The sequence below is a fragment of the Bacillus sp. cl96 genome, assembly GCF_900100505.1.
Classification (GTDB): Bacteria; Bacillota; Bacilli; order Bacillales; family Bacillaceae_G; genus Bacillus_A; species Bacillus_A cereus.
Genome location: NZ_FNDM01000002.1, coordinates 121,114 through 144,071, shown reverse-complemented (window position 1 = coordinate 144,071; position 22,958 = coordinate 121,114). Strand labels below are relative to the sequence as shown.

Here is a 22,958-nt window from a genome sequence, read left to right as displayed (position 1 = left end):
TTATTTAAATCGATTTATTATATACATAATAAAAGATAATACAATACTTAACACAATACATGTAATGATAGGAAAATAAAAGGTAACGTTTCCTTTTTTCACAAAAATATCGCCTGGAAGCCTTCCAATGAACTTCCAAGCTAATCCAACAACGATGAGTAAGATCCCGGCTGTAATAAGCAGCTTTGGCATCTCCGTCATACTTTTGGTATCTCCATTCCGAAATGTTCATACGCAAGCGGCGTTACAATTCGGCCCCTTGGCGTTCGTTGTAAAAAGCCAATTTGTAATAAATACGGCTCATACACATCTTCAATCGTATGAGATTCTTCTCCAATTGTTGCTGAAACCGTTTCTAATCCAACTGGACCGCCACGGAATTTCTCAATAATACCAAGCAGTAATTTATGATCAATATGATCTAGACCTAATTTATCTACTTGCAGCAATTCTAATGCCATTTGTGTAATTTCCATCGTAACCGTTCCGTTACCACGAACTTGCGCGAAATCACGTACACGTCTTAAAAGACGATTCGCAATACGAGGTGTACCACGAGCACGTCTTGCAATTTCTAATGCAGCTAACGAATCGATTTCAACTTCAAATACTTCTGCTGTACGTTCAACAATCGCAGAAAGCTGATCTACTGTGTAGTACTCTAACCTTGAAAGTACACCGAAGCGGTCACGAAGCGGTGCCGATAATGCTCCAGCACGTGTTGTTGCTCCAACTAATGTAAATGGCGGTAAATCTAGGCGTACAGAACGTGCTGAAGGCCCTTTTCCAATTACAATATCAAGGCAAAAGTCTTCCATCGCAGGATACAATACTTCTTCAATTGATCTATGCAAACGATGAATTTCATCAATAAATAATACATCCCCTGGCTGAAGCGCTGTTAATACAGCAGCTAAATCTCCTGGTCTTTCAATTGCGGGACCTGAAGTTGTTCTAACATTAACGCCCATCTCATTGGCAATAATATTCGCAAGCGTCGTTTTACCAAGACCTGGTGGTCCATATAAAAGCACGTGATCTAACGTTTCTTCACGCATTTTCGCCGCTTCAATAAATACTTCTAAATTATGTTTTGCTTTATCTTGGCCAATATACTGACGGAGCGTCTGTGGCCGTAATGAATATTCTAAATCCGCATCTTCATATGCAGATTCCCCTGAAAGGAGACGTTCGTCCATTATACTCACCTCTTACCATTTAGTAAAAGACTAAGTGCCTTTTTAATATACTGATCCGTCGTTAATGATTCTTTTAATAACTCTGGTACAACACGAGAAACTTCGCGTTCTGCGTATCCAAGTGCGCGGAGAGCTTCCAGTGCCTCATCAAGCTCAGCTGATGAACCTTTCTTCTCATCAAAACGTTCTGTGTCTGAGAATAAATCAACAAATGCATCTGGTACGACATCTGCTAGTTTTCCTTTTAAATCTAAAATCATTTGGCGTGCTGTTTTCTTTCCGACGCCTGGGAATTTCACTAAAAACTTCTCATCTTCATGCTCAATCGCTTGAACGACCTGTCCTGTTTGACCAGAAGCTAAAATTGCAAGAGCTCCTTTTGGCCCAATGCCAGACACGCCTAACAACTTTGTAAATAATAAACGCTCTTCACGTGTTTTAAACCCGTAAAGTGCCATAATATCTTCTCTCACATAATGATATGTATAGACACGGATTTCTTGCTTACTTCTTTGAAATACATACGGATTTGGTGTGAAAATTTGATAACCAATTCCATTATGATCAATTACGACATATTCCGGCCCTACATACTCCACGTAACCTGTAACATATTCAAACAAAATACGATCTCTCCCTCTTAAATCATGTATTCCATTTTAACATATTTAATGATAGAAAAGCGAGACTGCCCCAACAAATGTTCTCCACTTGAAACTTCTGTTATTTTCCATTGACAGAAAGGTTAAAGCACCTTAATATACAGAAGTCGATAATGATTATCAATACTAATTAAAGGGGTTACATCAGGATGAAACGTAAGCTATTTATTTTATTTACTATTATGCTCGTTGTTCTTTCTATCGTTGGCTGTTCTTCTCAAAAAGAAGAATCGAAGGCAAAAGAACAACCGAAAACAAAAGTTGTAAAACATGCTAAAGGTGAAGCTACAATTCCAGTAAATCCAAAGAGAATTGTTGACTTATCTGGATCAACAGAAGAACTATTACTTCTTGGACACAAACCTGTTGGTACAGCAAATACATATAAAGATAAAATCCAAAATCACTTAACAGACAAGTTAGATGGAGTAAAAGCAGTAGGTTGGTACTGGGCACCTAAAGTTGATTTAGAAGCTGTTACTGCTTTAAAACCAGACTTAATTATTTTAAACAACCGTCAATTAAAAATTTATGATCAACTAGAAAAGGTTGCACCTACAGTTGTTCTAGAAACAAACTTAGAAGACTGGCGTGGTAAGTTTAAAGAAGTAGGTAAGCTATTTGACGAAGAGAAGAAAGCAGACAAATGGATTGCAGACTACGATAAGAAAGCAGACTCTTTATCTAAAAAAATTAAAGAGAAAACAAAAGATGAGAACTTTATGTTCGTTGCAGTTACACCACAAAACTTCCGTGTATACGGTAGCTTCGGATACGGTGACATCATCTTTAATGACTTAAAACTTCCAGCAACAAAAGGTACGGATTTAAAACAAACGATGGCGCAAGTATCACTAGAAGGTCTAGTTGCATTCCAGCCTGACCAAATGTTTATTGTAAACTTCGGCGGCGAAGCTGATAAAGTTTACGAAGACTACAAAAACAGTGCCGTTTGGAAAGACAATAAAGCAGTTAAAAATAATCACGTATATGAAGTATCAAATGAAGTCTTCAATACGAAAGCATTCAATCCAATCGGAAAAGATATGCTAATTGATGAAATAGCAAAAGAAATTTTAGCTAAAAACAAATAAGAAAAAAAGCAGCTCACCATGAGCTGCTTTTTTTCTTACTTTGAACTGCGTATTGCTTCATTTTTTCAATCGTCTTCACAAAACCTTCTTTTGATTTAATACGAATGCCACGTTTCAATTTCGCACGTTCATAGCTCTCAAGCTTTTTCATATCAATTTGAAAGAAAGAATGGATCGCATTATCACTTTTCGGTACACCTTTGAAAATTTGTAATATCCCTTCCTCTGAAACACCAAAATACCCGCTCGTTTTCAATAACGGAGAAATATCATCCACTTTCTTTTGCAATACAATTTGTACATCATCACGATCAACGAGCTGCCATTCTTTATACTGCTGTAAAAACTTTTCTAAATCCGTCACTTTTTCTGTAAGTATTTCTTCGCTTACTTCGCCATCAACATACATACGCTCTAATAAAATTGTAACCTCAGGTTCTTTTTTCGTTACTTCTGGTACTGGCCCTTCCGCCTTCACATTCGTTCCATAAACGAAACAAAACATCATAACGAAAGCTTGCATCGCAATCAGTATCCATTTCATTTCCGTTCACCTCTTTTAGGCAAGATCATACTTTCATTAGTAGTTTTTCCGGAAATGGGGGTTTTATCCATATTACATTTCTTTCGAAAAATAAAAAATGCAGATAAGGGTTTACCTCATCTGCATGTATCATTTACTTTTATATAAAATGAAAGACGCCTGCAAAGCAGGCGTCTTGATGCGTTTACGGCGAGAGACCAGGCGACCACATTCGCGTGTTTAGCACTTAAGCATATCTCTCGTCTTACGTAAATTAGCTCATCGCTTTGCTAATATAACATTAATAAAGTATAAGTGCAACATGTTTATAAAAATATTTTATTTCCTCTTTCATCCAAATTATTTTATGTAAATTATAAATTGATAATTGCAATATATATATTACAATTAATGTGACAGCGAAATCATAATAAGCAGGGGATGAATATTATGAAAAAAATAAAGGATGAACGCCTCATTCTTCAAATGTTAAAAAACATACGTATTGTCTTTCTTTTTCAATACATTGGCGTAGTTGGAATTTTAGGCTATATCGGTTTCACTGAAGGCATTGATCAAATTACGAAATCTCCATTGTGGCTATTATTTATGTTTACAAGTATTTTACTTGCTTATTTACAGTTAAGTGTTTCAATCGATGTAGAAGAAGGCGAAAAGGAAATACAGTTAACTCCTTATTACAAACTTGTCTTCCACTCCCTTATTGTAGGAATCGTTACGGCTATTATTTATATTATTTTCAGTCCAGAAAGACCTCTATTTGAAGCTATTTCAACAGGTAGTATTCTTTTCATATGCTTTTTAGTTTCTTATTCCGTTAGTTATTTTATTAAAAAACGTCGCTTACAAGACAACGATGAATAAAGAGGAAGGGCTATCCCTTCCTCTTTTGTTTTGTTATCGCACTGTACCAGTTAAACCGTAACGAATGTCTCGGAACATATTCACTATGTCACGATTAAAATCGTTTGTAACTGTACCGTTACGTAGACGCGTACTCATTGCATCGACACGAGTAAACATATCATTTCTTACAGAAACATATACGTTTCTGTTTCCAACTTCATTTGCAACAGCTTGACGAATTTCGTTAGCCATCGCCGTTTCATTTGTCACTGTGTTACGTGGTTTTACCGCAATCGCTACATCGTTTCCATATACAACTGTAGACACACGGTCTACGTTATTCATACGTTTCACACGATTTGTTATTCTTTCAGCTGTTTTACCATCATTGTTAATGTATGAATTGTTCATTGTAATATTACGAGTTGGATGCGGATTAGCAATTTGTCCATTGTAATTTACATCTCGATAATAATTGTATCCTGTATCGTTACGACCATTTCTATATGTTACATAATCTGTATAACGATCATTACGTGTCACATTATCACGATACTGGTGTGTATCATTATAAGATGTACGCTCGTAATTGTAGTTACGTCCATCCATTGCATTGTTATCTTTCGGTGTACCACATGCAGCTAATGCACTGGTAACTAACAAAGAAGCAGCAATCACTTTTACTTTCGTATTCAATACAAAAACCCCCTCTGTTAGAATGAGCTTCTCTACTGAAAAGCTCCCTCTTATGATGAGTAACCGAGAAGGTTTTTACACTGTTAATATTTCACTGGGAATTTTCTAGCACTTCATAAAAAAACTTCATTTTCTTAATTAACAGGAATGTAAAAAAGGCGGGAATACTCCCGCCTTTTTAAACTTCTTCTTCGTCCTCTTCTTCTGAAACAGGCTCTCCAAATACATTCGGTGGATCTGGTTGATAATACATCGTTCCTGGCTGTGGTGCATATGCAGACTGAGTTGGTTGGTAATATAAAGGATTCGCATATTGCGGACCGCCTGGTTGTGGACTATATAGTCTACTTTCTCCTCCGCATCCACAATCTTCCTCACTCTGCACAAGCGGCGGCATATTATTATCCATTGGCATCATATTCGGGTTTGGCATAGACGTATATTGCGGTCCAAACGGCGCTCCTTGCTGATATGGCATTTGATATGGATTTGGTTGTTGATAATACGGATTCGGCGGCATCATGGGCTGTTGATACGGCATTTGATAGGGCATCATATTGGGTGGTTGATTGTTATCCATAATCGGCATCATATTCGGCATTTGATTGTTATCCATAATCGGCATTATATTCGGCATTTGATTGTTATCCATAATCGGCATCATATTCGGCATTTGATTGTTATCCATAATCGGCATCATATTCGGCATTTGATTGTTATCCATAATCGGCATTATATTCGGCGGCTGGTTGTTATCCATAATTGGCATTATATTCGGTGGCTGGTTGTTATCCATGATTGGCATTATATTCGGTGGCTGGCTGTTATCCATGATTGGCATTATATTCGGTGGCTGGTTGTTATCCATGATTGGCATTATATTCGGTGGTTGGTTGTTATCCATGATTGGCATTTGAATATTTGGCATTTGAATATTTGGCGGTATGACTTGTGGAATAACTACATTTTCTTTCGATACATTTGGCGATACTATATTCCCTACGTTTTCTTTTTTCACTTGCGGTGACACTATATTCCCTACATTTTCTTTTTTCACTTGCGGTGACACTATATTCCCTACATTTTCTTTTTTCACTTGCGGCGATACTATATTTCCTACATTTTCTTTCTTCACTTGCGGCGATACTATATTTCCTACATTTTCTTTCTTCACTTGCGGCGATACTATATTTCCTACATTTTCTTTCTTCACTTGCGGCGATACTATATTTCCTACATTTTCTTTCTTCACTTGCGGCGATACTATATTTCCTACATTTTCTTTCTTCACTTGCGGCGATACTATATTGTTTTTTTTCGTTTGCGGAGAAATGATATTGTTAGGTTTCATTTTACTAATTTGAGGAGCAATTAACTCGCTTCCTTTTTTTATTACATCTGAAATTTTATATTCTTTTTTCGGTTTTATTGGTGGTTGTGGCGGCTGCGGTAATACATTTACCGAAAACTTCGTGTTTTCTTTTTCCGCCGGTTTTTGTTTTTCTATCACAGGTGGTTTTTGAATAACAGACGGTTTTTCAACTGGTTTTTCTTTTTGAATTGGCTGTTCTTTTTGCACCTCTTTTTGCGGTTTCACCTGTACTTCTTTTTGTGGCTTTACCTGCATCTCCTTCTGTGGTTTCACCTGTACTTCTTTTTGCGGCTTTACCTGCATCTCCTTTTGCGGTTTTACTTGCACTTCTTTTTGTGTTTGTTGCATAGCTGGCTGCTGTGTAATTGGTGCTGATTGATACGTAACTTCTTCTTCATCTTCTATTCCAAGCGGAGTTGGTGTTGCTGCAAATTCTTTTTGCTGCACTTCTTTTACGTATTGCTTTGGAGGCGCTGAACCTGCTCCAGCCTGTTGTTTCATGTGAACACTCTTGGATGGCACTTTAATTTTCATACCTGGCATAATTAAATCTGGATTACTAAGTTGTGTATTTGTTTTTTTCAACGTGTCAAAATCCACTCCGTACTTTTTCGCAATTTTCCAAAGGGTATCCCCTTTTTGCACGATATGAATTTTCAAATTTTCCCCCTCCTGTATAACTTATCTATAAGTAACAAATCTCATGAAGTAACTCTTTCTAAATAACATTAACTTCTTTTCACTTTTATCACTTCTTCGATTTTCAATATCATTCGAAGCGGAATAAGCATAAAGAACCACAATGATTTCTTCAAAACAATGTATGCCCATTTCGTTCTCGTTATGATTATATGTATGAAAAAAAGCAACAGGAATACCGTTGCTTTACACACGCTCTAACATACGATTTAATGCAAGAACCGCTTCTGCCGTTACTTGTTTGTCTACGCTAATAACGTTAATTTCTTCTCCTCTTTCTATCGTTTCAAGTGTCCATAATAAGTGAGGCAGATCAATTCGGTTCATCGTTAAGCACGGACACATAAATGGATTAAGTGAAACAATTTCTTTATCTGGATGTTGCTGAATAATTCGGTTCACTAAATTCATTTCTGTACCAATCGCCCATTTGCTACCAGATGGCGCTGATTCAATCATATCAATAATATATTTCGTTGAGCCTGCATAATCTGAAGCAGCTACAACTTCATAACAACATTCTGGATGTACAATAATATTCATATCAGAATGATTTTTTCGTACGCTCTCAATGTTCTTCACTGTAAAATTTTGATGAACAGAACAATGCCCTTTCCATAAAATTACTTGAATTTCTTCTATATCCCCATCGTACTCTAATGAATCTGTGTGTGGGTCCCATACTGCCATTTTATCTAACGGGATACCTAAATCGTACGCTGTATTTCTCCCTAAATGTTGGTCTGGTAAAAAGACGAGACGTTCTTTTTGAGTAAACGCCCAAGATACCATTTGCTTTGCATTAGAAGATGTTACTGTTGCTCCTCCGTTACGACCACAAAACGCTTTAATTGCAGCTGTAGAGTTCACATATGTTAACGGAATCATCGTATCTCCAAATAATTTCGTGAGCTCTTTCCATGCTCTTTCTGTTTGTTCAATATCTGCCATATCCGCCATCGAACAACCTGCACGCATATCTGGTAAGATGACAACTTGATCATCTGTCGTTAACATATCTGCTGTTTCCGCCATAAAGTGCACCCCGCAAAACACAATATATTTTGCGTCTTTATTGCTCGCTGCAACTTGTGCAAGCTGAAGTGAATCCCCTGCTGCATCTGAAAATTGTACCACTTCATCTTTTTGATAATGATGCCCTGGAATGAATAACATTTTCCCCATTTTCTCTTTAATTTCACGAACACGCTTTTCCATATCTTCCGTTGACATCGTGTAATAACGCTCTGGTAACATCGTTTCAATTGGCTGTACTTGTTCTAAAATACTCATATACGTTTCTCCCCTCTAAGCCACTTTCCTTATCCTTCAATATTGAAACTAATATCAAGTGCTTTCACTGAATGTGTTAACGCTCCAAGTGAAATATAATCTACCCCTGTTTTTCCGTATTTCGGTAAATCTTCAATTGTGATGCCCCCTGAAGCTTCTGTAACGATAGCGCTTGGTACAATTTTTGAAAACTCCCGGATTTCATCTGGCGTACGATTATCGAACATAATAATATCAGCACCAGCAGCAACAGCCTCTCTCACCTGTTCCTCAGTTTCTGTTTCTACTTCTACTTTCACCATATGTCCTAACTTCTCTTTCACTGATGTAACAGCTTTTGTAATAGAACCAGCAAACGCAATATGATTGTCTTTAATCATGACACCATCATATAAACCGAAGCGATGATTAAATCCACCGCCGCACACGACTGCATGCTTATCAAACATACGTAGTCCTGGCATCGTTTTTCGCGTATCACAAATGCGAGTATGACTGCTATCTAAAGCAAGAACCGCTTTACGCGTCATCGTCGCTATTCCGCTCATACGCTGAATAACATTTAATATAACGCGCTCTGCTGTTAATAACGATGCAATTGGACCTTGCACAGTTGCAATGATTTCGCCTTTTTCTACAAGGTCCCCATCTTTTTTATGAAGCTCTACTTCAATTCTCTCATCAATTAATTTAAATCCTGATTCAATTACTAAACGTCCTGCAAAGACCCCTGTATCCTTCGCAAGAAACGTTCCTTTCGAAAGCAAGTTATCTGGAAAAATAAGCTGAGATGTTACATCTCTTTCCCCTATATCTTCTAAAAAAAATCGATTTAATGCTTCTTTAACTTTTATCGTGTTCATAAAGCCCCTCTTCCCCTCATTACACAAGTTGTCGTTTTCTCTTTACTCGAACAATCTCTTTCTTTCCTATATTTCTATCTGGATAATCACTCCGGTAATGCCCGCCAATACTTTCTTCTCTTTGCAAGGCTGACACAACTATAAGCTCACAAACCGTTAACATATTAATAAGCGTTATCTCTTCATTCGTAAGAACATCATGTTGTAATATCATATTTCGAACACCATACTTACTAAGCCATCTCTTCGCATAAGATAAACTTTGCTCTGTTCGCACAATCCCAACATATTTCATCATGCATTTTTGTATTTCTTCTTTCGTCGGTAAATGATTCAGAACGATAAACTTTGCTTCCTTTTCGGCTAGCATGTTCACCTTTTCTTTTGTCTCTCTAGATAAAATGTGTCGTCCGATTCTTTTTCCAAACACAAGACCTTCTAATAATGAATTACTCGCTAATCTATTTGCACCATGAACCCCGTTACAAGCTACTTCACCGACTGCGTATAAGTTCGGAATAGACGTCTCTCCATCACAGTTCGTTTTCACGCCGCCCATGTGAAAATGAGTACCAGGCACGACTGGAATAAGTTTTTTATTTATATCGACTCCATTTGTTTTACATATCGATGACACGGTCGGAAAGCGTTGTTCAAAGTTTTGAATCATTTCGATGTTTAAGTACACTTTTTCACCCGCAAGTAGCTGTTCATGAATAGCCCTTGCGACTACATCACGAGGCGCTAAATCCTGTTCGGAATGTATATCCATCATAAAACGCTGCCCTTTTCCATTTACAAGGACAGCTCCTTCTCCGCGAACAGCTTCGGACACAAGACCAGAACAACGCCCACCCGCGTATAACATCGTCGGATGAAATTGTATAAACTCTAAATCTACAAGCTCTCCGCCTGCACGGTACACCATTGCAAGTCCATCGCCTGTAATCGTCTCATCATTAGAAGTAAAGGCGTATAAACCGCCAATACCGCCTGAAGCTAACACCGTATAATCTGCATTGTAACGTTTCAATTCTCCTTTATTGTTGCGAGTTAAAGCCCCAACACATTTATCTTTTTCTATAATAAAATCGAGCACCATTTCCTGTTCCACTACCGTAACGTATGGAGCTACTTCTTGAATAAGATGCTCTAATAAATTCTTTCCTGTTGCATCGCCACCTGCATGTAAAATACGACGTTTTCGATGCGCTCCTTCTTTTCCAAGATGAGGACCTGTTTCATCTCCATCAAATTTCATTCCATTTTCAATAAGGTTATTAATTTCTTTCGGTCCTTCCTCGACTAAATAACGGACCACTTCTTCATTGTTATAATGACACCCTGCTACTAGCGTATCTTCAAAATGATCATTAGGATTGTCGTATGTAGCTACCGCTGCGGCAATTCCACCTTGAGCTAAATGTGTATTATTATTACGTTTCGTCTCCTTTGTGATAATAATCACATTCTTTTCGTGACAAATCTCTTTTGCAACACGAAGTGCCGCAACGCCACTTCCAATAATTAAGACATCTGCGCTTGGCATAATTGTTGCCTCCTACTTTACACTTTTCAACTGTCTTGACACCTATATTTACATAGTTTTAAAATAATGACAAGAGTTTTTTTTAATTCTTATTTTCACTACCATTTAAAAAGTAAAAGAAATGTAACTCTTACTAGAGAGAGGAACTTACATGATGATATATCTTGACTATGCAGCTACTACACCTATGAGCGAGGAAGCGTTACAAACATATATGAAAGCAGCATCGCAATACTTCGGAAATGAACAAAGTTTACATGATATTGGAGGAACGGCTTCTTCTTTATTACAAGTTTGCCGAAAAACATTTGCGGAAATGATTGGAGGAAAAGAACAAGGAGTATTTTTCACAAGTGGTGGATCGGAATCGAACTATCTTGCGATCCAATCACTTCTAAAGGCCCGAAATAAGAAGCATATTATTACGACACCTATGGAACATGCATCCATTCGAAGTTATTTTCAATCCCTAAAATCAAAAGGCTATACGATCACTGAAATTCCTGTTGATAAAAATGGACTCATTTGTTTAGTAGATTTAGAGGCAGCTATTACGGAAGATACTGTGCTAGCAAGTATACAGCATGGAAACTCTGAAATCGGAACCGTTCAAAACATTACAGAAATCGGGGCACTTTTAAAAAAATATAATGTTTTATTTCATACGGATTGTGTGCAAACGTTTGGTAAACTGCCTATCCATGTTTTTGAGATGGGGGTTGATAGTCTTTCTGTTTCAGCACATAAAATATACGGACCAAAAGGTGTCGGCGCTTGCTACATAAATCCGCAAACTCGCTGGGAACAAGTATTTCCAGGAACTTCTCACGAAAAAGGATTTCGCCCAGGTACAGTGAACGTTCCCGGCATCGCATCTTTTTTAACAGCTGCTGAAAATATATTAAAAACTCAATGGGAAGAAAGTTTACGTTTTAAAGAGTTACGATCCTACTTTTTAGAGCAAATACAAACACTTCCACTAGAAATTACAGTAGAAGGTCATTCTACTTCTTGTTTACCACATATTGTTGGGGTTACAATAAAAGGAATAGAAGGTCAATATACTATGCTAGAATGTAATCGCCATGGTATCGCCATTTCCACCGGAAGTGCTTGCCAAGTCGGCAAACAAGAACCTTCGAAAACTATGCTTGCAATTGGAAAAACGTATGAAGAGGCAAAACAATATGTCCGCTTCTCTTTCGGACAACAAACAACGAAAGATCAAATTGATACTACTATTCATGCACTACACACAATTGGAAATCAATTTTATAGAGGTGTTAAATCATAATGAAACAAAATGAACAAAAAAAGATTTTAGGTGAAGAAAGACGACAACTTATCCTCCAGTGGCTTCTTGCTGCAAATGAACCGTTATCGGGGAATGAACTATCGAAAAAGACGAACGTAAGTAGACAAGTTATCGTGCAAGATATTTCCTTGCTTAAAGCACGAAACGAACCAATTATTGCAACTGCTCAAGGCTATTTATATTTAAAGCCACAAGAGAAACAACAAACTTTTGAACGCGTAATCGTATGCCAACATAAACCAGCAGAAGTACGTCAGGAACTTACAATGCTTGTTGACCATGGCGTTACGATTAAAGACGTAAAAGTTGAGCATCCTGTATACGGTGACTTAACAGCCTCCATTATGGTAAGCAATCGCTTTGATGTAGAGCAATATTTACAAAAAATCGAAAACACAAATGCTTCCTATCTTTCACAACTAACAGATGGTATTCACTTACATACAATCGAGGCAGATTCTAAAGAAAAATTAGATGCTGCTTGTGAGGCGTTAGATAAAGCAGGATTTCTCGTTTATTAATGTAAAGCACAGAGTTTTTATCATTCTCTGTGCTTTTTTAATGCTATAATATTGTAATCAATCGTAAAGGAGATCAAATATGGGAATTGAACTCGTTCACTTTAGCATTGGCAAACCGAAACAAATGAAATATGGCGAAGATAAAGAAATGATTACCGGTATATGTAAAGAACTTACCGAAGAAGCTTTCCTATCAAAAGATGGCTTCCTTGGTGATGATGTAGCAGATTTAAAACACCACGGTGGACCTGATCGCGCAGTTTGTGTGTACTCACACGAGCATTACGCACTATGGGAAAAAGAATTTCAAACAACACTTCCAGCTTCCGCATTTGGCGAAAACATTACCGTAACAAATATGTTAGAGCATGACGTATGCATCGGAGATACATATCAACTAGGCGAAGCAATCATTCAAGTAACGCAAGCTCGCGTACCTTGTAGCACAATTTCAAAACGTCTTGGCATCCCTGGCATACTGCCGCGTATTGTAGCAACTGGATTTACTGGCTACCTATGCCGCGTTCTTCAAGAAGGTACTGTACGTAAAGATTCAAAAATTACATTACTAGAACGTCCATCAAGCAATGTTTCCGTTTTATTCTCTAACGAAATTTATTTTCATAATAGAAAAGATAAAGATGGCATCGAGAAGATTCTTGCTGTTCCAGAACTAGCTGATATTTGGCGTGGTCAATTAGAAGATCGTCTTGCGAAGTTAAAATAAAGAACCCACCTTCTGCAGGTGGGATTTTATTAATCTATTAAAAAATATATTAGGCAATGAAATGATATTGACGATTAGACAAACACCAACATTCCATCTACATCTTACAACCAATAAGAAGAATAACTCCCCAGCACAGTAACAGAAAAACCGAGTGCTTCAAGTTCCATCGTTACGCCTGGCAATAATACGTCATCGTATGCTTTATCGACATCGATTAAGAAAAAGTAATTTCCAAGACCTGTTTTCATCGGACGCGATTCGATTTTTGATAAGTTTAATTTTCTCCATGCGAAAGCTGATAACACTTGATATAGGGCACCTGCATAATCTGCAGGTAACGTTATCATAAGCGTCGTTTTCTCTCCGCGGTTCTCTCCGTTATTCGGGAGTACTGCTTTCTTTTTCTTATGGAGTACTAAGAAACGTGTATGATTATTTTTATGCGTATGAATACTACGTCTCACAATTGTTAATCCGTATTTTTCTGCAGCCGCTTCATTTGCAATAGCGGCAATTTTCTCTTCAGGATGTTCTTTCACATATTGTGCAGCAGCACTTGTAGATGTCATATCTCGAACAGTTACTCCTTTTAATTCTTCATTTAAAAATTTATGGCACTGTGCAATGGCATGCGGATGAGAATGCACTGCATATACTTCTTCCCACACTTCTGCATACTGAGGATGTACAAGTAAATGCTGCTGAATTGGTACTGTAATTTCTCCTACAATGGAAAGCGGCTGCTCATGTACAAGGTAATCAACCGTTATATTCACTGAACCTTCTATTGCATTTTCTAACGGTACAACTGCGAAGTCTACATTTTCATTTGCAGCTGCATCTATACAATCTGGAATCGTTCGATACGGTACATGCTCTGCTTCCGGAAAAAAACGACTCACCGCCATATTTGTAAATGTTGCTTCTGGTCCTAAATATCCTACTCGAATCATCGTCTTTTCCCCTCTTTTTCGTTTTCTTACTGTTATACCATACTTTTTTATATTCTTCTATGTAAATTTCGAATATTTAAAAAAGACTAGCATTCGCTAGTCTAAATGTTTCTTATACTCTCTTTGAGCGAAGAAGAAATAAATGATACATGCTGCGATATAAAACAGAATGAACAAACCTACTTTTCTTAATGATCCATCCATAAAAAGCGTATTATGAAACGTATATAATGCAACTGCACTATGCATACTCCCTACTATAATTGGCGCAAAAAATAGCATACATAATTGCCAACGAGAAATTTTCCATACTTCTTCCTTCGTCATTCCAAGTTTAGAGAGTGCACCATACTGCTTTCGGTCCGATGCAATATTATGGAACCATTTAAAATACACGATACTACATGAAGTGAGAAAGAATAATATACTAATAAATGAGCCTACAAATAGAGTAATATCGCCGACTTCTTTCATATTTACATACAACTCCATATTGCTTCGAAATGCATTATTATTATCTTGTTTTATATGTCTCCGTAAATCTTCATTTAATTTCTTCGTCTTTTCGATATTTGATAATGTGTAGCCTCTATATATCATTTTTTCAGAATCAGGAACCTGATTTGCTATACTGTCAAAGTCTTTATCATTCATAACGAAGAACAGACCATTAATGTACGAAGGATGATAGTTAAATTGAATCCCTTCTTTCTGGCCGTTAAATACGAATTGATATGGTTGATTCATTACTTGCAATTGAATCTCTTTTTGATTATATACATTCGAATTATTGTATTTATTATAATAAACGAGTGTCACTGTACCTTTTTTAGGACGATACGTTTTCTGTCTTTGTTTCCTTGCTTCTTGGTTATATTCACTTTCTTTTATAAGCGGTACTATTGTTGTTTCTCCCTTATTAGACTGAAAGGATGCATAAACTCCAACAAAACTCATATATTGAAAATCATCATACTCATAGTGATGCAGTAATTTTTCAACCGCACCTTCCTCAAAGACTTCATGAGTAGAAATACCTTTTTCTATGTACGAAAACGAGTGTACCCCTCCAGTTCGCCACATATCTTGCATGCTAGAAAAATATAAGAACACCGTACCTGTTGCTGTAACTACAAACGTCGTTGCCATAGACATCAGAAAGAAAAAGCGACTATTTTCCTTCATTCGATGTGACAATTGATTCACTATAAATAAATACGGATATGTATACATAATCTTTTTATTTCGCTTTATCATTTCTAACACTTGGGTAGCTCCATGTGTAAAAGAAAAGTACGTTCCAAAAAAGACAAGTATAGACACAGGGAAAAAGTATATTGCTATCGTAGTCATCGTCACTTGTAGCGCCAACGCATACCCGCCCACTAAACAAGCAAAACCGAATAAACAAAGCCACTTTGATGTTTTCTTCTCTTTTTTATCTGTTCGAAATTCTTTCAATAACCGAATGATTTTTATATTCCATATACGTAAAGCACTTATAAAAGATAACAAAATAAAAACGACCATATATGTAATAAATGTTACACCAATCGCCCTTACGTCAAATATCACAGGGAGTTCTTTCGGAAGCCCCAGTAACATACTAAATACCATAAAAAAGAGTTTTAAAAATATCATACCGAGCACAATACCGAAAATATTCGCGAAGACCCCGATTAAAATTTGTTCGGTCATAATCATTCCTATTACGTTAGATTTCGTTGCTCCCATTAACATATATAACCCTAATTCTTTCTTACGTGCTTCTATGAAAATAGAAGTAGAGTACAAAATAAATATGACGAAAAAAGAAATGATTATAACATTACATATGATAAGTCCCCAACGTACGTTTTGATACCACATCGTCTCTTGCATATACGGATGCACAATGACAGACATATATGCGTAAGAAGCAAATACTGCAAAACAACTACTTAAGAAAAACACTTTATAATTACGCCAATTTCCTTTTATATTTTGCAGCGCTAGTTGCCAAATGTTCATCTATCGTCCTCCTGTAACTTACTACATAGGCAAAAAGCTAGAGGTTCCCCTAGCTTTTTACGTGTTTTAAATATCCTCTTTGCGCGATCATAAAGTAAATGGCAGAAGCTAAAATGTATGCTCCAATTACAAGCGCACCTGATTTCCATAAATCAATATAAAGCATTTTCCCTAACGTATGAAGAGCAACTCCACTATGAATGGAACCGATTAAAATTGGGATAAAGAAGATAACTCCCATTTGTCGAATCGCAATTTTGCGAATTTCTTTATCTGTCATACCGATTCTCTTTAACGATTTAAATTGAATACGATCTTGTTCTTTATCGTTAAACCATTTAAAATATGTCATACTACAAGCGAAGAAGAAGAACAGTACCGCTACGAAGAAACCGATGAACATTGTAATTGCTCCACCTTCTCTTATATCCTTATACGCAAACACTGAATTTCTCAATTCTCCTTGCTTTTCTGGTGCAATTTCATTTTTCAAATCTAATACAAGATTTTCTGTATTTTTCCAATCCTCGATATAATAACCGTAATATTTCGTCTTTTCTTCATCTGGTACGAGTTTTGCATATTTCTCAAAATCTTGATCATTTACAATAAGATATTCACTATCATTAAAAACAGAATACTGCGTTGGATTATTTAATTGAACAGACTGCTTTTGCCCGTTAATTGTAAATTCATACGGTTTCGTACGATCTATCTTCATCAGTTCATTTGACATATCAACCATAACCATCGTTGCACTACCTGGTGCATTATGAACTTCTGTAGGTTGCTCTCTCTTTTGTTTGCGCACTTCTGCATTATATTCTTTTTCTGAAATAATCGTCATCGGTACTTCATGTTCACTATTAAACAACGTTATTTTCTGTGTTGCCGGTAGTTTAACGTAGGTTACTTTTCGCGCATCTTCAAACCCGTGTCTCTTCACAAGCTCCTGTACCTTTTCTTCATTAATAAGATTATGCGTATTTAACCCCTTTTCCTCATATGAAATAGCATGTGGTGTAAGTTCTACCGTTTTCGCACTCATATTTTCAAAATATACGTACAGTGTACCTACTGCTGAAGATACTACCGCCGTAATAATAGAAATTACAAATAGAAAACGAGCATTATCTTTCATTTTATAAATAAGATTGCTAAGAACAAACATATTTGGATACGTATAGAAAGATTGCTTTCTTTTTTGTAATGCTTTTAATACAACTGTACTACCTTGTGTAAATAATAAATACGTTCCGCCAATTGTCAGTCCTACCACCAGTAAAAAGAGGATGAGGAAATTCAGAAACGTTACTTGGAAGCTAAGTACATATGCAACAATAATACATCCTATACCAACTACACATAACCATGTAAATGCAAACGGCTCTACTTTTTGCTTTCTAGCTTCTCTTAATAAATCAATAATTTGCAAGCGTCCTACCGTCCAAACGCTAAACAATGATAGGATTAAAAATAGGATAAAGTATACGCCAGCTGTAATAAGAACTGCTTTACTATTCCAAACAAGTGGAAGTGTCTTATCTATTTTCAATAATACGCTTAACGCTTGGAAAAATAATTTTGAACAAAGCATTCCAACCCCAATACCAATTACAATTGCAATACTACCTAACATCAGTTGCTCTAATATAATCATTCGGCCGAGCTGCGATTTCGTTCCGCCTATTAATGTTAGTAGACCAAACTCTTTTTTTCTTGCTCGTAAAAACGTTGAATTTGCATATAAAATAAAGAGTGCCGAGAAGATGACCACAATATAATTCATCGATTCTAATCCTTTTGTGATCATCTTTCTCATACTAATATTACCGCTTACGACATCTGGATGATAAATAAAAGAAGCATACATGAAAAATACGACAATCGATAAACAACTACTTATAAGAAACGCTTTATAGTTACGCCAATTTCCTTTTACGTTATTAAGCGCGAGCTGGCGAAAGTTCATGATATTCTCCTCCTAGCATCGCAAGTACGTCCAGAATTTCTTGGAAAAAGGCTTGTTTCATTCTTCCTTTATGTATTTCCGAGAAAATTTCCCCATCGCGTATGAAAAGGATACGTTCACAATAACTAGCCGCTACTGGATCGTGCGTAACCATTGCAATCGTTACTTTCTTTTGCTCGTGTAAATCTTGCAGAGCGCCCATTAGCGATTTCGCTGACTTCGAGTCTAAGTTTCCAGTTGGCTCATCTGCTAAAATTAACGTCGGTTCATGAATGATTGCTCTCGCTGCTGCTGCACGTTGTTGTTGTCCCCCAGATACTTCGTATACTTTTTTATTTAATATTTCTTCAATATTTAAGAACTTTGCAATCTCAAGCACTTTTGCATCTATTTCATTTACAGATTTCTTCGCCATTACAAGAGGTAAAATAATATTTTCTTTAATCGATAGCGTATCAAGTAAATTAAAATCTTGAAAGATGAACCCTAAATGTGTACGGCGAAACTCCGCTAATTTTGCAGCACGCATTTGATTAATTTCTTCACCATTTACAAGCACATGACCTGAAGTTTGCTTATCAATTGTTGCTAATAAATTTAAAAGCGTCGTTTTCCCGCTTCCTGAAGGACCCATAATCCCTACAAATTCGCCTTCTTCTATTTTAAAATTTATATCGTTTAAAGCAGTCGTCGCTACTGAACCTTTTGATTGGTACACCTTCGTTAATCCTTTTACTTCAAGAACACTCATTTCTAATCCCCCTACGTGTTTTCTTCTTACATTTACTATAAGAAAAATAAGAAAAAGAAACGAGTGATTTCCCTTACAAAACGTTTTGTTATCTTACAGTTTTGTCATTTTTCTCATCAATGTATGATATTCTTCATCTTTTGCAAATTGGAACGTGAATGTTGTCCCTTCTCCTTCAGCCGATTGAACATACATTCCATGATGTAAATTATCGCAAATTTCCTTCGTAATATATAACCCCATTCCAGTCGCTTCTCTCGTTTTACGGCCATTTACCCCCGTAAAGAATGGATCAAATATACGCTTTACATCTTGCTCTGGAATACCGATTCCATTGTCCTTAATATGTAATAACACCTTTTGGTCTTTCTCTTCAATTTGAAATTGAATTTCTTTTTTCTCTGCCGCTGAAATTTTCGTATACTTAATTGCGTTTACAACAATTTGACCTATAGCAATACTTAGCCATTTTCTATCAGAGGCAACCATACAAGTATCTTCTTCAAACATAACTTTCGGAAATACAGACGATTGAATGAAGGATTTCCGATTTTCATTAATAATACCTCGCACGACATCTATAACATTTACTACTTCTACCTTATAATCTTTCGCAAACTGCTCTAGTCTTGCCATATGTAACGCTAAATCTAAACCATTTAGTATACGGTTATTTTCTTCACGAATACTTTCAACTGTTGCTCTTGCCTCACGATGCTCTTTGCCAAACTTTTGCAGCAATAATTCAATAACAGATACTGGTGTTTTCATTTGGTGAATCCATTGGTTCATAAATATCATTTGCTGTTGCTCTTTCGCATGCTGTTTATGAACTTCATTCATATATTGCTGTCTTAATAACGTAAAAGATTCAACGACCATTTCTTGCTCTGATGTATAAGATTCATCAATAAGTAAAGAGTCATGTAATGTATTTCCACCAGTAACATACTTTTCAATCCTCTTTAAAAACACAATCCGTTTTCGGTAATCGTAAATGAGGTATACAGTAAACACAACTGTTCCTAATAAAAGTCCATATAACCATGTACTCCAATCAATGGATCGCTTTTCTAAAAGACTTTGCAACTGTAAAACGAGCCCAAATAAACAAAGGCTAACAATATAAGAAAGAATTAAAGAAAAGCGGTCCATGAGGTAAATTTTAACCTTCATGCCCTTCGCCCCACTCCGTAAGAAGCGCATAACCATATCCACGTTTCGTTACAATTGCATTTTTAATGCCTAACTCCTCTAGTTTCTTCCTTACACGTTTTACATTTACGGTTAATGTATTATCATCCACAAATGCTACTTCATCCCATAGAGCTTCTAACAGTTCTTCGCGCGTTACATATTGATTCACCTGTTTCATTAAACACTCTAATAAGTAAAACTCATTTTTTGTCAGTTCAGTTTGTTGTCCTTGCCACTCAACAATATGCTGAGACGGGAATAACAACAGTCCATTTACACCTAAACAATCACTCTCAGCAGCAGAAGCATACTCTCCGTAACCACGGCGAAGCGCACTCTTCACCTTTGCCATTACGATATCTAAATGGAATGGCTTCGTAATATAATCATCGCCGCCATTTTCAATCGCCATTACTTGGTCCATTTCTCCTGTTCTTGCAGAAACAAAAATAATTGGCGCATTCGATACAGTACGAATTTGACGACACCAATAAAAACCGTCAAAGTACGGTAAATTAATATCAAGTAACACGAGATGAGGATTCACTTTTACAAACTCATCTTTTATTTGACGTAAATCACTTGCTCTAAATGATTGATATCCATATCTTTCTAAATGCTCTTCTAATATTCCCGCGATTTTCTCATCATCTTCTACAATTAATATTTTATACATGTTCGTTTTCTCCCCATAAAAAATTCTTCTAAAAACCACTCCCCTTTTTATTATAAATTGAAAATTTAATTAGTGGGGATTTTTTCCTATACAAATCCGATTTTTACGATATAAAAAAAGACTGCCGTATTTCGGCAGTCTTAATCGATAAATTCAAATTCATATTCAAGAATTTTTACAATATCTCCGTCTTTTGCACCACGTGCACGAAGCGCTTCATCAATACCCATTCCGCGCATTTGACGAGCGAAACGACGTACAGATTCATCACGTGAGAAGTCTGTCATCTTGAATGTTTTCTCGATATCGTAACCAGAGATAACAAACGTGCCATCACTTTCACGTGTAATTTCAAATTTAACACCTTCAGTATCAAATTTGTACATTACACTTGTATCAGACTCATCCGCAACTTCATGTATTGGGAATTCTGGTGTTGTTTCTATTAAGTTCGCTACTTCAAACAGTAAGTCACGAACACCTTGTCTTGTTACAGCTGAGATTGGGAAGATTTTTACTTCGTCTCCCACTTTCTCTTTAAATGCTTGTAAGTTTTCTTCTGCATCTGGCATATCCATTTTGTTTGCAACAACAACTTGCGGGCGCTCAGTTAAGCGAAGATTGTATTCTTTCAATTCATTATTAATCGTTACGTAATCTTCATATGGATCACGGCCTTCTAAACCAGACATATCAATAACATGCACGATTACACGTGTACGCTCAATATGACGTAAGAATTGGTGTCCAAGTCCGACGCCAGCATGTGCGCCTTCAATTAGTCCTGGAAGGTCAGCCATAACGAAGCTGCGGTTATCACCAGTTTCAACAACACCAAGATTCGGAACGATTGTTGTGAAGTGATACTCTGCAATTTTCGGACGCGCTGATGATACAACAGATAATAATGTAGATTTACCTACACTTGGGAATCCAACAAGTCCAACGTCTGCTAGTACTTTAAGTTCTAGAATAACATCACGCTCTTGACCTGGTTCCCCGTTCTCAGCGATTTCTGGCGCTGGGTTCGTAGCTGTTGCGAAACGTGAGTTACCACGGCCACCACGGCCACCTTTTGCAATTACAGCAGTTTGTCCATGCGTTACTAAATCGGCAAGAATTTGACCAGTTTTTTCATCTTTTACTACTGTTCCTGGCGGAACCTTTACAAGTAAATCTTCAGATTTACGTCCGTGCTGACCTTTACTCATTCCGTGCTGACCGCGATCAGCTTTGAAATGACGTTGGTAGCGGAAGTCCATTAATGTACGTAAGCCTTCCTCAACTACGAAAACAACATCTGCACCTTTACCTCCGTCGCCACCTGCTGGGCCACCTTTTGGTACATACTTCTCACGACGATACGCAACCATACCATTACCACCGTCGCCGCCTTTTACATATATCTTGACCTGATCTACAAACATTATTTCACCACACTTTTTTCAATTGGTTGTAATATAACTGAGACTTCTTCGTCTCGCACTGTATAAGAAATGGAATACCATTTATTGTTTTGGGTCGCAAGCCAATTCTGTAGTTCTTCTACACTCGTTAGCTTACCACGAAAATCAAAAAAGAAACGAGCATTATCCGCGTCACATTCAATTGTGATACAAACATAATTTTCAACATATACGTCTAAACTATGCTGAAGCATCGAGAAAAATTGATTCGTCCATGTACATACAGTCTCATCTAAGTGAGATAAGTTATGTAATTTCCCTAATACTTCGTACTCCAATAAGCACGGCTGCTGTTTCCAATTATATGTTAAAATCCACTCTGAAAATAAAGGCATTGATAGCCCCATCAGATTGGATTCTTGTCTCGCTTCTTGGACAAAACGATCGATGAGACTATGAATTTCTTCCACTTTTCCAAGGGAAAGGTTTCCTTTCACCATCTGCATACGATTGAGCCAATCATGTCTTGAATGGCGCAATGCATCTATAATTGTCCATTTTTCATTCATTTAGATACCCCTTAATATAGAAAAACTCTAACCTGCACTCA

21 protein-coding genes and 1 pseudogene are annotated in these 22,958 nt (G+C 36.8%); 5 read left to right on the top strand and 17 right to left on the bottom strand.

Annotated features, from left to right (window positions below):
- Genes BLT20_RS05080 through ruvA form a run of 3 tightly spaced genes read right to left on the bottom strand, consistent with a single transcriptional unit; the run spans position 1 to position 1,822 of the window.
- Positions 1-201, bottom strand: a complete 201-nt coding sequence (locus BLT20_RS05080; protein ID WP_000138162.1) for a DUF2905 domain-containing protein — start codon at positions 199-201, stop codon at positions 1-3.
- Complete coding sequence (gene ruvB / locus BLT20_RS05075; protein ID WP_000344449.1) at positions 198-1,199, bottom strand: Holliday junction branch migration DNA helicase RuvB; 1,002 nt, start codon at positions 1,197-1,199, stop codon at positions 198-200. Before ruvB ends, BLT20_RS05080 begins: the two co-directional genes overlap by 4 nt.
- Before the next feature lie 5 nt (positions 1,200-1,204).
- Complete coding sequence (gene ruvA / locus BLT20_RS05070) at positions 1,205-1,822, bottom strand: Holliday junction DNA helicase RuvA (RefSeq protein WP_000464511.1); 618 nt, start codon at positions 1,820-1,822, stop codon at positions 1,205-1,207.
- A 188-nt stretch (positions 1,823-2,010) separates the two neighbouring features.
- Between ruvA and BLT20_RS05065 the strand changes: the two genes are divergently transcribed.
- Entirely contained in the window at positions 2,011-2,955 is a 945-nt protein-coding gene (locus BLT20_RS05065) for an iron-hydroxamate ABC transporter substrate-binding protein (protein WP_000823606.1), read from the top strand.
- Positions 2,956-2,968: 13 nt separating this feature from the next.
- Here the strand turns inward: BLT20_RS05065 and BLT20_RS05060 are convergent, their stop codons facing one another.
- On the bottom strand, positions 2,969-3,499 hold the full coding sequence (locus BLT20_RS05060; protein ID WP_000871192.1) for a BofC C-terminal domain-containing protein: 531 nt from the start codon (positions 3,497-3,499) through the stop codon (positions 2,969-2,971).
- A gap of 429 nt (positions 3,500-3,928) precedes the next feature.
- Here BLT20_RS05060 and BLT20_RS05055 point away from each other — a divergent pair, with 429 nt between their 5' ends.
- A complete protein-coding gene (locus BLT20_RS05055; protein WP_000721223.1) occupies positions 3,929-4,363 on the top strand; it encodes a hypothetical protein in 435 nt (144 codons plus the stop codon).
- Positions 4,364-4,396: 33 nt separating this feature from the next.
- Here the strand turns inward: BLT20_RS05055 and BLT20_RS05050 are convergent, their stop codons facing one another.
- From BLT20_RS05050 to nadB, 5 genes and pseudogenes are all read right to left on the bottom strand, one after another.
- Positions 4,397-5,041: a YhcN/YlaJ family sporulation lipoprotein gene (locus BLT20_RS05050; RefSeq protein WP_001093536.1), complete on the bottom strand. Its 645-nt coding sequence runs from the start codon at positions 5,039-5,041 to the stop codon at positions 4,397-4,399.
- Positions 5,042-6,916: 1,875 nt separating this feature from the next.
- Positions 6,917-7,073 (bottom strand): annotated as a pseudogene (safA, locus tag BLT20_RS31300) (SafA/ExsA family spore coat assembly protein); the annotation flags it as partial.
- Positions 7,074-7,298: 225 nt separating this feature from the next.
- Positions 7,299-8,405, bottom strand: coding sequence for a quinolinate synthase NadA (gene nadA / locus BLT20_RS05040; protein ID WP_000025339.1), 1,107 nt, complete (start codon positions 8,403-8,405; stop codon positions 7,299-7,301).
- 29 nt (positions 8,406-8,434) lie between these two features.
- Complete coding sequence (nadC, locus tag BLT20_RS05035) at positions 8,435-9,268, bottom strand: carboxylating nicotinate-nucleotide diphosphorylase (protein WP_001092227.1); 834 nt, start codon at positions 9,266-9,268, stop codon at positions 8,435-8,437.
- Positions 9,269-9,287: 19 nt separating this feature from the next.
- On the bottom strand, positions 9,288-10,817 hold the full coding sequence (gene nadB, locus BLT20_RS05030; RefSeq protein ID WP_001138533.1) for an L-aspartate oxidase: 1,530 nt from the start codon (positions 10,815-10,817) through the stop codon (positions 9,288-9,290).
- A gap of 151 nt (positions 10,818-10,968) precedes the next feature.
- On the opposite strand from nadB, the gene BLT20_RS05025 reads away from it, so the two are divergent.
- The 3 genes from BLT20_RS05025 (at position 10,969) to BLT20_RS05015 (ending at position 13,380) form a co-directional block, all read left to right on the top strand.
- On the top strand, positions 10,969-12,111 hold the full coding sequence (locus BLT20_RS05025; protein WP_000973770.1) for an IscS subfamily cysteine desulfurase: 1,143 nt from the start codon (positions 10,969-10,971) through the stop codon (positions 12,109-12,111).
- Positions 12,111-12,653 (top strand): transcription repressor NadR, encoded by a 543-nt coding sequence (locus tag BLT20_RS05020; protein ID WP_000812275.1) that lies wholly within the window; start codon positions 12,111-12,113, stop codon positions 12,651-12,653. Before BLT20_RS05025 ends, BLT20_RS05020 begins: the two co-directional genes overlap by 1 nt.
- 79 nt (positions 12,654-12,732) lie before the next feature.
- Positions 12,733-13,380 carry an MOSC domain-containing protein gene (locus BLT20_RS05015; protein ID WP_000510677.1) on the top strand — a complete coding sequence of 216 codons (648 nt, stop codon included), beginning with the start codon at positions 12,733-12,735 and terminating at the stop codon, positions 13,378-13,380.
- A 104-nt stretch (positions 13,381-13,484) separates the two neighbouring features.
- Here BLT20_RS05015 and pheA read toward each other — a convergent pair whose 3' ends face one another.
- The 8 genes from pheA to BLT20_RS04975 form a co-directional block, all read right to left on the bottom strand.
- Entirely contained in the window at positions 13,485-14,336 is an 852-nt protein-coding gene (gene pheA, locus BLT20_RS05010) for a prephenate dehydratase (protein ID WP_000621705.1), read from the bottom strand.
- 96 nt (positions 14,337-14,432) lie between these two features.
- Positions 14,433-16,346: an ABC transporter permease gene (locus tag BLT20_RS05005; RefSeq protein WP_001028684.1), complete on the bottom strand. Its 1,914-nt coding sequence runs from the start codon at positions 16,344-16,346 to the stop codon at positions 14,433-14,435.
- A gap of 49 nt (positions 16,347-16,395) precedes the next feature.
- The gene (locus BLT20_RS05000; RefSeq protein ID WP_001011411.1) at positions 16,396-18,318 is read right to left on the bottom strand and encodes an ABC transporter permease; all 1,923 of its coding nucleotides are present in this window, start codon (positions 18,316-18,318) and stop codon (positions 16,396-16,398) included.
- Positions 18,293-19,069, bottom strand: a complete 777-nt coding sequence (locus BLT20_RS04995) for an ABC transporter ATP-binding protein (RefSeq protein WP_000114528.1) — start codon at positions 19,067-19,069, stop codon at positions 18,293-18,295. The genes BLT20_RS05000 and BLT20_RS04995 overlap by 26 nt, the downstream gene beginning before the upstream one ends.
- Before the next feature lie 93 nt (positions 19,070-19,162).
- The gene (locus BLT20_RS04990; protein WP_000865179.1) at positions 19,163-20,245 is read right to left on the bottom strand and encodes a HAMP domain-containing histidine kinase; all 1,083 of its coding nucleotides are present in this window, start codon (positions 20,243-20,245) and stop codon (positions 19,163-19,165) included.
- Positions 20,235-20,942, bottom strand: coding sequence for a response regulator transcription factor (locus BLT20_RS04985; protein WP_000276723.1), 708 nt, complete (start codon positions 20,940-20,942; stop codon positions 20,235-20,237). The genes BLT20_RS04990 and BLT20_RS04985 overlap by 11 nt, the downstream gene beginning before the upstream one ends.
- A 140-nt stretch (positions 20,943-21,082) precedes the next feature.
- A complete protein-coding gene (gene obgE, locus BLT20_RS04980) occupies positions 21,083-22,369 on the bottom strand; it encodes a GTPase ObgE (protein WP_000497128.1) in 1,287 nt (428 codons plus the stop codon).
- Positions 22,369-22,917, bottom strand: a complete 549-nt coding sequence (locus BLT20_RS04975) for a sporulation initiation phosphotransferase B (RefSeq protein WP_001003584.1) — start codon at positions 22,915-22,917, stop codon at positions 22,369-22,371. Before BLT20_RS04975 ends, obgE begins: the two co-directional genes overlap by 1 nt.
- Between the last annotated feature and the right edge of the window lie 41 nt (positions 22,918-22,958).